13 protein-coding genes are annotated in these 11,750 nt (G+C 66.5%); 4 read left to right on the top strand and 9 right to left on the bottom strand.

Annotated features, from left to right (window positions below):
* Positions 1–106: 106 nt before the first annotated feature.
* Positions 107–1,951: a translational GTPase TypA gene (typA, locus tag B9N75_RS02835; RefSeq protein WP_085217432.1), complete on the bottom strand. Its 1,845-nt coding sequence runs from the start codon at positions 1,949–1,951 to the stop codon at positions 107–109.
* A 216-nt stretch (positions 1,952–2,167) separates the two neighbouring features.
* Here typA and B9N75_RS02840 point away from each other — a divergent pair, with 216 nt between their 5' ends.
* Positions 2,168–3,229: a magnesium transporter gene (locus B9N75_RS02840; protein ID WP_085217433.1), complete on the top strand. Its 1,062-nt coding sequence runs from the start codon at positions 2,168–2,170 to the stop codon at positions 3,227–3,229.
* Between the two features lie 134 nt (positions 3,230–3,363).
* Here the strand turns inward: B9N75_RS02840 and B9N75_RS02845 are convergent, their stop codons facing one another.
* On the bottom strand, positions 3,364–3,801 hold the full coding sequence (locus B9N75_RS02845) for a MarR family winged helix-turn-helix transcriptional regulator (RefSeq protein ID WP_085217434.1): 438 nt from the start codon (positions 3,799–3,801) through the stop codon (positions 3,364–3,366).
* A 79-nt stretch (positions 3,802–3,880) separates the two neighbouring features.
* On the opposite strand from B9N75_RS02845, the gene B9N75_RS02850 reads away from it, so the two are divergent.
* Positions 3,881–4,258, top strand: coding sequence for a VOC family protein (locus tag B9N75_RS02850; protein ID WP_085217435.1), 378 nt, complete (start codon positions 3,881–3,883; stop codon positions 4,256–4,258).
* Positions 4,259–4,412: 154 nt separating this feature from the next.
* Here the strand turns inward: B9N75_RS02850 and B9N75_RS02855 are convergent, their stop codons facing one another.
* On the bottom strand, positions 4,413–4,736 hold the full coding sequence (locus tag B9N75_RS02855) for an ArsR/SmtB family transcription factor (protein WP_085217436.1): 324 nt from the start codon (positions 4,734–4,736) through the stop codon (positions 4,413–4,415).
* A 40-nt stretch (positions 4,737–4,776) separates the two neighbouring features.
* Between B9N75_RS02855 and B9N75_RS02860 the strand changes: the two genes are divergently transcribed.
* Both B9N75_RS02860 and B9N75_RS02865 read left to right on the top strand, forming a co-directional pair.
* Complete coding sequence (locus B9N75_RS02860; RefSeq protein WP_244552406.1) at positions 4,777–5,262, top strand: SRPBCC family protein; 486 nt, start codon at positions 4,777–4,779, stop codon at positions 5,260–5,262.
* An 85-nt stretch (positions 5,263–5,347) separates the two neighbouring features.
* Positions 5,348–5,698 (top strand): iron chaperone, encoded by a 351-nt coding sequence (locus tag B9N75_RS02865; protein ID WP_085217437.1) that lies wholly within the window; start codon positions 5,348–5,350, stop codon positions 5,696–5,698.
* A gap of 9 nt (positions 5,699–5,707) precedes the next feature.
* Here B9N75_RS02865 and B9N75_RS13880 read toward each other — a convergent pair whose 3' ends face one another.
* The 6 genes from B9N75_RS13880 to B9N75_RS02890 all read right to left on the bottom strand — a co-directional run bounded on the left by B9N75_RS13880 (position 5,708) and on the right by B9N75_RS02890 (position 11,731).
* The gene (locus B9N75_RS13880) at positions 5,708–5,833 is read right to left on the bottom strand and encodes a DUF2474 family protein (protein WP_157123665.1); all 126 of its coding nucleotides are present in this window, start codon (positions 5,831–5,833) and stop codon (positions 5,708–5,710) included.
* Entirely contained in the window at positions 5,830–6,825 is a 996-nt protein-coding gene (cydB, locus tag B9N75_RS02870) for a cytochrome d ubiquinol oxidase subunit II (RefSeq protein ID WP_085217438.1), read from the bottom strand. Before cydB ends, B9N75_RS13880 begins: the two co-directional genes overlap by 4 nt.
* Complete coding sequence (locus B9N75_RS02875) at positions 6,825–8,261, bottom strand: cytochrome ubiquinol oxidase subunit I (RefSeq protein ID WP_085217439.1); 1,437 nt, start codon at positions 8,259–8,261, stop codon at positions 6,825–6,827. The genes cydB and B9N75_RS02875 overlap by 1 nt, the downstream gene beginning before the upstream one ends.
* A gap of 98 nt (positions 8,262–8,359) precedes the next feature.
* On the bottom strand, positions 8,360–9,301 hold the full coding sequence (locus B9N75_RS02880; protein WP_085217440.1) for a glutaminase: 942 nt from the start codon (positions 9,299–9,301) through the stop codon (positions 8,360–8,362).
* 46 nt (positions 9,302–9,347) lie between these two features.
* Complete coding sequence (locus B9N75_RS02885; RefSeq protein ID WP_085217441.1) at positions 9,348–11,069, bottom strand: homoserine dehydrogenase; 1,722 nt, start codon at positions 11,067–11,069, stop codon at positions 9,348–9,350.
* 290 nt (positions 11,070–11,359) lie between these two features.
* Positions 11,360–11,731 carry an NIPSNAP family protein gene (locus B9N75_RS02890; RefSeq protein WP_085217442.1) on the bottom strand — a complete coding sequence of 124 codons (372 nt, stop codon included), beginning with the start codon at positions 11,729–11,731 and terminating at the stop codon, positions 11,360–11,362.
* Positions 11,732–11,750: the final 19 nt, after the last annotated feature.

An 11,750-nucleotide genomic window follows, 5' to 3' on the forward strand; every position in this document is an offset into this window, starting at 1 on the left:
GACATGATCGACTTCCCGCAAAGTAGGAACGAAACAGGAACATAACAGGATTAAAACCCCTTGTCTCCCTATTCTCCTTTAAGAAGTTGGCCAAACTGAGTCACAGTCACGCGGCTTCAGCCTTCCGCGACTGTCGCTTTCTTTCATGCGGGTCCAAAAACCGTTTGCGAATCCGAACAACTTTTGGCGTCACTTCCACCAGTTCGTCGTCCTGGATGTAGGCGATCGCCTGCTCCAGGGTCATGCGGCGCGGGGGGGTCAGGCGGATGCCTTCGTCCTTGCCGCTGGCGCGGAAGTTGGTGAGCTGCTTGGACTTCAAGGGGTTCACCTCGAGATCCTGCGGCTTGGCATTCTCGCCGATCACCATGCCTTCATAGAGCTTGTCGCCCGGCGCGATGAAGAGGATGCCGCGCTCCTCGATGGAATTGAGCGCATAGGCGACCGCCTCGCCCTGTTCCATCGAGATGAGGACGCCGTTCTGGCGGCCCTGGATCGGCCCCTTGTACGGCCCGTATTTCTCGAACAGCCGGTTCATGATGCCGGTGCCGCGCGTGTCGCTCAAGAACTCGCCATGATAGCCGATGAGGCCGCGCGAGGGGGCGGAGAAGGTGAGCCGCGTCTTGCCGCCGCCCGACGGGCGCATGTCGGTCATCTCGGCTTTGCGGAGCGCCATCTTCTCGACGACGGTACCCGAATGCTCGTCGTCGACGTCGATGACGACCTGCTCATAGGGCTCCTCGCGGCCGCCGGATTCGCTGTCCTTGCCCTCGCGGAAGAGGACGCGGGGGCGCGAGATGGAAAGCTCGAAGCCTTCGCGGCGCATCGTCTCGATGAGGACGCCAAGCTGCAGCTCGCCACGGCCGGCGACCTCGAACGCATCATTGTCGTGCGCGGCGGTAACGCGGATCGCGACGTTGGTCTCCGCCTCGCGCTCCAGCCGGTCGCGGATGACGCGGCTCTGCACCTTGTCGCCGTCACGGCCCGCATAGGGGCTGTCGTTGACCGAGAAGCTCATCGCCAGCGTCGGCGGATCGATCGGGCGCGCGGCGACGGGGGTGGTGACGCCGGGCGCGGCGATGGTGTTGGAGACGGTCGCCTTGGTGAGGCCGGCGATGGCGATGATGTCGCCCGCCTGCGCGCTCTCCACCGGCACGCGCTCGAGCCCCTTGAACGCGAACACCTTGGTCGCGCGGCCGGATTCGACGGGATTGCCGTCGACGTCGATCGCGGTGATCGGCATGTTGACGTCGAGCTTGCCGCTCTCGATGCGGCCGGTGAGGATACGGCCGAGGAAGGGATCGCGATCGAGCAGGGTGGCGAGCATCTTGAACTCGCCCTGGGTGTCGAGGCCCGGCGCGGGGACGTGGGCGACGATCGTTTCGAACAGCGGCGTCAGATCGCCCTCGCGGACGTCATCGGTGCGGCCGGCATAGCCCGAGCGGCCGCTGGCGTAGAGGACGGGGAAATCGAGCTGCTCGTCATTGGCGTCGAGGCTGAGGAACAGCTCGAAACATTCGTCGAGCACTTCCGCCGGGCGCGCGTCCGGCCGGTCGATCTTGTTGACGACGACGATCGGCTTGAGGCCGAGCGCGAGCGCTTTGCCGGTGACGAACTTGGTCTGCGGCATCGGCCCTTCCGCCGCATCGACGAGCAGGATGACGCCATCTACCATCGAGAGGATGCGCTCCACCTCCGCGCCGAAATCGGCGTGGCCCGGCGTATCGACGATGTTGATCCGCATCGCCTCCGCGCCCGCGCCCTGCCACTCGATCGAGGTGCATTTGGCGAGGATGGTGATGCCACGCTCTTTTTCGAGATCGTTCGAGTCCATCGCCCGCTCTTCGACGCGCTGGTTGTCGCGGAAGGTGCCGGACTGGCGGAAAAGCTGATCGACCAGGGTGGTCTTGCCGTGATCGACGTGCGCGATGATGGCCACGTTGCGGAGGCTCATGGAAATTCTCTCGATGTCAGAAAAGCGGGATTGGCCGCGCCTATAGCATCCTATTGCGGCGCAACAAGGGCGGTGCGGACCGGGCGGTGGCCGCGCATCCGTCCCATCGCGCGACGGAAGCGGCGATCGGGGCGACGGAGGCCGCATATATCGCATTGTGAATCGGTGGTTTGTCGGCCACACTCACGCCCATAAAAATCGGGGTGGGAGCCGTTCATGTCTACAGTCGCCGAAAGCGTGGTGCAGCCCGAAGCCGTGCCCGCAGAACCGCCGGTCAAGAAGCGCAAGCTCTTGAGCCGCGATCCGAACACCACGACCGCGGGCGACCTGATGTCGCCGCCGGTGGGCGTGTTCCGCCCCGACATGACGGTCGCCGAGACGATCGAGCAGCTCCGCGTGATGACCCGCGATGCGATCGTCACCTATTGCTACATCACCGATGCCGACGGGCGGCTGCAGGGGCTGGTGGTGATGCGCGATCTGCTGCTCGCCCGGCCCGAGCAGAAGCTGGAAGAGCTGATGGCGCGCGACATCTTCGCGCTGCCCGCGCACATGAAGCTGGAGGATGCGCTGAAGCTGGCGCTGTCGCGCCATTACCCGGTCTATCCGGTGGTCGACATCAACGGCGTGCTGAAAGGGCTGGTGCGCGGCGACGAGCTGTTCGCCGAACAGGCGATCGAAATCTCCGCGCAGGCCGGTAGCATGGTCGGCGTCGAGAAGGAGGAGCGCCTCAACACGCCGCTCGGCCGCAGCCTGCTGCTCCGGCACCCGTGGCTGCAGATCAACCTGCTGACCGCCTTCGTCGCGGCGGCGGTGGTCGGCATCTTCGAGGACACGCTCGGCAAGCTCGTAATCCTCGCCGTTTTCCTGCCGGTGATGGCGGGGCAGACCGGCAACACCGGCTGCCAGGCGCTGGCGGTGACGCTGCGCGGCATGACGCTGGGTGATCTGAAGCCGGGCACCGAGCGCGCGCTGGTGATGAAGGAGGGCATGCTCGGCCTTTTCAACGGCCTGCTCGTCGGCGTCACCGCGGGCGCGGGCATGGCGCTCTACGCATCGATGCAGGGCGAGGCGCAGCCGCTGATGATGGGCATCGTCGTCCTGATCGCGATGGTGGTGAGCTGCATCGTCAGCGGCCTCGCCGGCGCGCTGATCCCGCTCGGCCTCAAGAAGGCGGGCGCGGACCCGGCGACAGCGTCGAGCATCTTCCTCACTACCGCCAGCGACGTGGCGAGCATGGGCATCTTCCTGACGCTGTCGACGGTGCTGCTGCTGTAGGTTTGCGGGTCTCTCTCGACTGGCCGTCTCGACTGCGCTCGACGGCCGCTCGAGATGAGCGGAACTTGGTTGCTGACATCTCTCGCTCATCTCGAGCAAAGCATCGAGCGAAGCCGAGATGCGTCGTCGAGAGACTAACCCCGGCTGACCTGCTCGATCAGTTCGACGCCGCGGGCGAGCGCGCGCTGCTCGCTGGGGCCGAGTGCGGCCAAGCGGGCGGCGAGGACGCGGACGCGGCGGCGTCGGCCCTCTTCCAGCAACTCCCGCCCTTCGTCTGTCGCCGCGATGCGAACCGCGCGGCGATCGCGGGCATCGGTCTCGCGCGTAGCCAGTCCGGCCTTGACCAGTGCATCCACGATCCGGCTCATCGTCGGCGGGCGCACCTGCTCGGCTGCGGCGAGTTCGGCGAGTGAAAGCGGCCCGGCGAAGACCAGCACCGACAGAGCGGAGAGGCGCGGTGCGGAGAGGCCAGCGGCGACATCCTCGCGCCGGACCAGGCGCAGCAACCGGATGGCCGCGCCGTGCAGCCGCGCCGCAATATCCTCATTAATCCGGTCACTCTCGTAGCTCATCGCACTTAATTAGCTTTGCTAATGTTTTGTTATGCGCAATAATTAGCACCTGCCGAGTCGCCCGGCAAGGAGAGCGCCGATGAGCATTGCCGCCACCCACATCGCGCAGGTCGCCGTGCCCGTGCGCAACCTCGACCGCGCGCGGACTTTCTACCGCGACAAGCTGGGTCTGCCGCATCTGTTCGATGCGCCGCCCGGCCTCGCCTTCTTCGGCTGCGGCGAAACGCGGCTCATGCTGAGCCAACCCGAAGGCCCCGAGACCGCGACGAGCGCGATCCTCTATTATGGCGTGCCCGATGCGGGGGCCGCCGAGGCGGAGTTGCGCGCCGGCGGCGTCGCGATCGAGCAGCCCGCACACAAGATCGCCACGGTAAACGGCAAGCAAGTGTGGCTGGCGTTCATGCGCGACAGCGAGGGCAATATGATCGGGCTGATGAGCGAACAGGCGGCGGGCTAGACCGCTTCCGCCAATTCAACCAACACCCCCGCTCATCTCGAGCGGCTGTCGAGCGAGGTCGAGACAGCCAAGTCGAGAGATCCGTCTCTCGACGGCGCATCTCGGCTGCGCTCGATGCTTTGCTCGAGATGAGCGTTGAATGGGGGTTGCGCATTTAACCCTCCAGATCCCTCGCCAGCGTGTCGAGGAGATCGACGGCGCGTTCGGCATAGGGCCCGATCCAGCGATCATGGATGCGCTTGATCGGCAGCGCGTTGAGGTGGTTCCAGCGCTCGCGCCCCTCGCGCCGCGCGATGACGAGATCGGCCTGCTCCAGCACCTTCAGATGCTGCATCACCGTGCACCGGTCGAGCTTCGGGAAGCGATCGCACAGATCGCCGGTGGTGCGCGGCCCGGCCTTCAGCGCGTCCAGCAGATCGCGCCGCAGCGGCGCCGCCAGCGCCTTGAAAATCCGATCGTCGCTGACCGCTTTTGACATGTTATGTTTTTATAACATATAAGAGTGCGACTCAAGGAGAATGATGATGATGGATCTGAAGTTTCAGGTATCGGCGCGGATCGCGAAGCCGGTGCACGACGTGTTCGAGGCGGTGGCGAACCCCGATCAGCTATCGCGTTACTTCACGACAGGCGGCGCCAAGGGGCGGCTGGAGACCGGAGCGACGGTGCAATGGGAGTTCGCCGACTTCCCCGGCGCCTTCCCCGTGAAGGTGGTCGAGGTCGTCCCCGACGCGCGGATCGTGCTGCAATGGGAAGCGAACGAAGGCCCGCCGCCCGAAGGCGCCGACGTGGAGAAGGTCGGCTATGACACAACCGTCACCATGCGCTTTACCGCGCTGGACGACGGCCGCACGCTGGTCGAGATCGCCGAGAAAGGCTGGCGCGAGACCGAGGTCGGGCTGCAGGGTTCTTACGGCAATTGCATGGGCTGGTCGCAGATGCTGTGCGCGCTGAAGGCCTGGCTGGAGCATGGCATCAACCTGCGCGAAGGCATGTACAAATAGCCGAGGGCCGCCCGGCCGATCGGAATCGCGCGCGATTCCAGCGGCGGCATATCTGAAACTGCTGTCCAACGGAGCGTGCCGAACCATGGCGACCGATCACGACGCCTATATTGCGGAGGCCCCCGAGCCACTTCGTCCCCTGCTGAAGCGATTGCGCGCCGAACTCGCCGATGCGCTGCCGGATGCCGAGGAGATCATCGCCTACAAGATGCCGGGCTTCCGGATCGGCAAGGCGATCATTGCCGGCTATGCGGCGTTCAGCAAACAATGCGGCCTGTATGTCGCGGCATCCGCGATTGCGGCGCATGCGGACGAAATCGCGGCGGCGGGACTGAAGGCGACGAAAACCGGCGTTACCTTCTCGCCGAAGCAGCCGATGCCCGACGCGCTCGTCAGGACACTCGCGTTGGCGTCCCGCCGCGATCAGAAGCCCTGAACGAGACGGTCAGAGCAACCACAGGCGGATGAGCCAGGCGACGGTGCCGATGACCGCGACGCCCGCGGCCCAGAGCAGAACGAACCAGCCGAGCCGCTTCCACAGGGGACCGGCCGCTTCGCCCGGCGCGCTCAATGATAGCCCTCCTCGTCCACCTTGCCGCGGAACACCCAATAGGACCAGGCGGTGTAGGCGAGGATGACGGGGACGAGGATGGCGGCGCCAACCAGCATGAACGCCTGGCTCTTCTCCGGCGCCGCCGCCTGCCAGATATCGACGCGGCCGGGGATGACATCGGGCCAGATCGAGATGCCGAGGCCGACGAGGGTAAGCGCGAACAGCCCCAGCGTCGCGAGGAAGGGCGTCGCATCGGTGCCACGGCGGATGCCGTGCCAGGCGAGCAGCGCAGTGAGGCAATATGCGATCGGCATCAGCAGCGTGAAGATCAGCCCCGGCCACTCGAACCAGCGCTGATAATATTGGCCTTCAAGGAACGGCGTCGCGAGGCTGACCGCCGCGGTAAGCAACAAAAAGACGGGCAACAGCGCGCTGGCGAAGCGGCGCGCATCGTCGTGAAGCCGCCCTTCGGTCTTCCACACCAGCCAGCTCGCGCCGAGCGCGGCATATGCGACGACGAGGCTGAGCCCGGTGAGCAGGCTGAACGGGGTCAGCCAGTCCCACCAGCCACCGGCATAGGCGCGGCCGTCGACGTGGATGCCCTGGAGCAATGCGCCGAGCGTGATCCCCTGCGCGAAGGCGGCGAGCAACGATCCGCCGCAGAAGCCCGCATCCCACCAGCGGCGGTGCGCCGGATCGCGCCAGCGGAACTCGAACGCAACGCCGCGGAAGACGAGGCCGAGCAGCATTGCGGTGAGCGGCGCATAGAGCGCGGGCAGGATGATCGCATAAGCGAGCGGAAACGCCGCCATCAGCCCGCCGCCGCCGAGCACCAGCCACGTCTCGTTGCCGTCCCACACCGGCGCAATGGCGTTCATCGCCTGATCGCGCTCCTTGCCGACGGTGAAGCCGGGGAAGAGGATGCCGATGCCGAGATCGAACCCGTCCATCACCACATACATGGCGACCGCAAAGGCGATGATGACGGCCCAGACGATGGTCAGGTCCATCACTCAGCGCCCTCCTGCTTGTCGGGGCGCGGGTGGATGCCGTCGCGGTCGAGCGCCTGCGCGGGGGTGATGCCGGCTGTGCGGATCGGGGCGTCGGCGACATCCTCTTCATTGGGATGCGGCGGCTTCGCCATCAGCTTCAAGATGTAGATCGTCCCCGCGCCGAAGACGAGGAAGTAGGTGACGACGAAGGCGGCGAGCGATCCGGCGACGCCGGGGACGCCGATCGGCGCGACCGCATCCTTGGTGCGGAGCAGCCCGTAGATCACCCAGGGTTGGCGGCCGACCTCGGTCGTCACCCAGCCGGCGAGCACGGCGACGAAGCCCGCGGGGCCCATCAGCAGCGCAAAACGATGAAGCAGCGGCCAGTCGTACAGCCGCTTCCGCACCCGCGCGACGAGGCTCCACAGGCCGAGCAGCAGCATCAGCATCCCCATGCCGACCATGATGCGGAACGACCAGAAGACGATGCCGACCGGCGGCCTGTCCTCACGCGCGATCGTGTCGAGCCCGTCGAGCGGCGCGTTGAGATCGTGCTTGAGGATCAGCGACGAGAGCTTGGGGATCTCGATAGCGGCATGAACGGTCTCCGCTTCGCTGTCGGGAATGCCGAACAGGATCAGCGGCGCGCCGTCCGGATGGCTCTGGAAATGGCCTTCCATCGCCATGACCTTGGCGGGCTGATGCTCCAGGGTGTTGAGACCGTGGAGATCGCCGACGAAAATCTGCACCGGCGCGACGATCGCCGCCATCCACATCGCCATCGAGAACATCGTGCGGACGTGCGGGCTCGCGCGCCCCTTCAGCAGATGCCAGGCCCCCACCCCGCCAACGACGAGCGCGGTGGTGAGATAGGCGGCGATGACGGTGTGAACCAAGCGATAGGGGAAGCTGGGGTTGAACACGATCTCCCACCAGCCGGCTTCCGGCACGAACTGGCCGACATCGTTCATCGCCCAGCCGACCGGGGTGTGCATCCACGAATTGACCGACAGGATCCAGAAAGCCGATATGAAAGTGCCGACCGCGACCATCAAAGTCGCCGCGAAATGGAGGCCCTTCCCCACCTTGTTCATGCCGAACAGCATGACGCCGAGGAACCCGGCCTCGAGGAAGAAGGCGGTCAGCACCTCATAGGCCATCAGCGGCCCGATCACCGGCCCCGCCTTGTCGGAGAAGACCGACCAGTTGGTGCCGAATTGGTAGGACATGACGATGCCCGAGACGACACCCATGCCGAAGGCGATGGCGAAGATCTTCAGCCAATATTTGAAGAGATCGAGATAGCGGCTTTCGCCGGTCTTGAGCCACAGCGCCTCGAGCACCGCGAGATAGGAAGCAAGGCCGATCGAGAAAGCGGGGAAGATGAAATGGAACGAGACGGTGAACGCGAACTGGATTCGCGCCAGCAGCAGGGCCAGTTCACTGTCGGCCACGTCGCATTCCTCCCTGCCCGCGGCTCCTAGCCGAGCCGCGCGGAGATTTCACCCCCCGAAGGTTGCCGAACGCGCGAGTGGACTTGCACGGCCTGCAATCAGGCGAACACCGTCCAGCCGGTGCGCTCGACCAGCGCCTCCAACGCGATCGCCCCGGCGAGCGACGTCCCGGCGGCGTTGAGGCCGGGTGACCAGACGCAGACCGACGCCTCGCCCGGCACGATCGCGAGGATCCCGCCGCCGACGCCGCTCTTGCCCGGCAGCCCCACGCGGAAAGCGAAATCGCCAGAATTGTCGTAATGGCCGCAGGTCAGCATCAGCGAATTGATGCGGCGGCTGCGCGACGGGGTGATCGGCGCACGCTCGGTGACGGGATCGCGCCCATCGAAGGCGAGATGCAGCCCGGCGCGGGCAAGCTGGCGGCAGCTCATCGCCGTCGCGCATTGGCGGAAATAGGCGGAGAGCACGTCCTCCACGGGATTGCGGAGATTGCCGAAGGCGGAGAGGAAATACGCAAGGCTGCGGTTGCGCGCGCCGGCCTCGCTCTCCGACGTGGCGACCTCGTCGTCGGTGAGCACGGCGCCATCGTCGCCCGCCGAGCGGAGGTAGTCGAGCAGCGCGGCGACCGCTTCGTCGGGGCTGCCGTCGCCGATCACCGCATCGGTGACGGCAAGCGCACCCGCGTTGATCAGCGGGTTGCGCGGCTTGCCCTTCTCGACCTCGAGCTGGACGATCGAATTGAACGCCGATCCTGACGGCTCGCGCCCCACCCGCTCCCACAGCATCGCCTGGATGCGGTTGAGCGCGAGGGCGAGCATGAACACCTTGGAGATGCTCTGGATCGAAAAGGCCTCGTCCGCATCGCCCGCGACGATCGCCTCGCCGCTCCGCGTTACGACCGCGATGCCGAATTTCATCGGATCGACGCGGGCGAGCGCGGGGATGTAGGACGCGACCTTGCCCTCGCCGCGATGCGCCGCGGCGGCGGCCCATGCCGCCTCCACCGCTGCCTTCAAATCCACATCGCGCTTCAACATCATCGGTCCCCTGGCTCGCGGGCGATAGCGGCGCAAAATGGCGCGAGGGTCAAGCGCTGAGGCGGATCGGCTCTTCACCCAGCGCTTCGATATGGCGGCGGCGGACGTCCATCAGATCGGCGAACACCGCCGCCGCAGTCGGCCAGCGACCGGCGCCCTGGCCAAAGATCGTGTGGACGCGGCCCGCGCGGTCGGTGAGGCGGAAGCGGTTCTCAGCACCGTTCGCGCCGGCAAGCGGATGCGCGAGGGGCAGCGATTCGATCGTGACCCCTGCGGCGAGCGTGCCATTGGGAAGCACGCGGCAACGGCCGACCTGCTTCAGCACCTCGCCGCGCGCCAACGCCGCTTGCGCCGTCTCGGGCGTGGTCGCGCGGAGCGACTGGCGCGGGATGCGCTCGGGCGCGAGCGCCGCGCCGAAACAGGCGCGCGCGAGGATCGCGAGCTTGGCGGCAGCGTCATACCCGTCGACATCTGCCGAGGGATCGGCTTCGGCAAAGCCCAGCGCACGCGCCTCGATCAGCGCGCGATCGAGCGGCCAGCCCGCGGCGAGACGGCCGAAGAGATGGTTGGCGGTACCGTTCATCACCCCTTCGACCGCGACGAGACCCGGACCGGCGTGCAGCCGCGCGGCGGCCTCCAGCACGGGAGCACCGCCGCCGACCGCGCCCGAGAAGACGAGCTGGCTGCCGCCCGCCGTGGCCGCAGCGTGAAACGCGTCATAATGCGCGGCGACGACCGCCTTGTTTGCGGTGACGACATGCGCGCCGCGGCGGAGCGCACGGGACAGTATGTCCGCGGCGTCGCTGCCGCCGATCAACTCGATCACCACGTCGGGGTCGCCGGCAAGCGCTTCGTCAAGATCATCGGTGAAACGCGCGGGATCACGACCGTCGAGATGGCGCACCAGTACTTTACCCAACGCGAAGCGATCCGAATGACGGTCGATACATTCGGCAACGCCCGCCCCGACCGCGCCATGGCCTAGTAGCGCCACACGAAGCGGAGCCGTAAGCAGCGGCAGGCGGCGGATGGCCGGGCCGGCGGCGATCACCGTCGCCTCATGCTCGCCGAGCGCGGCGATCTCGATCGCTATGCCCGCCGCCTTCGCCGCCGCGATCGCCTTGGGCTGAATGAGCCCGGCGCTCGCTTCGGCGGCGGTGTCATAATCGATCGCGCCGTAGCGCTCGGCGCGCGGATTGACCGCGGGATCCTCGGCATAAACGCCATCGACATCCTTGAGCAGCCGCACCCTTTTCGCGCCCAGGGCCGCCGCGAAGAAGACCGCGGAAAGATCGGTGCCGCCGCGGCCGAGCGTCACCACGCCATGTTCGGCATGGCCGGCGATAAAGCCGGGAACGACGATGGCCTCATGATCGGCGAGCTTCGCCGCCACCGCCGCCGCGTCGAGCGCGACAAGGTTCGAATCGAGCGGCGCGCCTTCGGCGACCAGCGCCATCTCGTGCGGATCGAGCGCGGCGGCGCGGACGCCGATCCGGCCCAGCGCCAGCGCCATCAGTGCGGCGGACCGCAGCTCGCCGATCCGCGCCAGCCGCGCAACCAGCGCGGGCGCCGCCGCGTCGCCGCCCACCCTTTCCGCCTGGGCGAACAGCGCATCGGTTTCTCCGGCGATCGCCGAGAGGACGAGCACGACCTTTTCGCCTGCCCGGATGTGGCGATAGGCTTCATCGGCGAGACATCGGTAATCGGCCTCGCTCTCCAGGACCGAGCTTCCGAACTTCAGGACGCAGACGTCCGCTTCGATGGACTGCATGGATTTTCGCTTTCGATTGGCGCGGGGTACATCCCGCGCGGGCAATAAAAAACCCGCTCGCCGGGGTCGGGGAGCGGGTCGGTGGTTCGAGCTGGACCTGTCAGGTCAAAAAATCAGCCGGCACCGCCCCGCATTCGCATGGCGGCCATCATCATCATCGCGGCGAAAGGAGCACGGACGCAGGACGCCATGCCGTTACCGGCACCCGCATCCACTGCAATCCGAACCGCCATCGTCATCGCTCGCGATCTCCTTCGCGCCGCACTGATGGTGCGGAACGCCATCATCCGTCAACCGTCTTCACATAAGGTGAACGGCGCGGCGTCGGCTAAAAGCCCGTCTGGCACGGCGCTATCGCCGGGCAGCAGTGGGCGGAAGAAGAAGCGTTCGTAGCGGACGACGCAGCCGCTTTCGTCGCGGATCCTGTCCGCCTTCACGAACTGCGGATCGACGCCGAAGAGGGCGCGATAGGCTTCATAGGCGGCGAAGCTCGGGAAGCTGAACAGCGCGAGCGCGCGATCGCTGGCACCTTCCGACGGCAGGAAATATCCGTGATGCGTTCCCCCGTGGCGATCGACGAGATACATCCAGGCGCGCGCGAATTTCTCGAACGCGGCGGTCTTGGCGGGATCGATCCGGTAATCGACGAAACAGGTGATCATGGCGTCTCTCCTCCCCGCC

It is taken from the genome of Allosphingosinicella indica (genome assembly GCF_900177405.1).
Lineage (GTDB): Bacteria > Pseudomonadota > Alphaproteobacteria > Sphingomonadales > Sphingomonadaceae > Allosphingosinicella > Allosphingosinicella indica.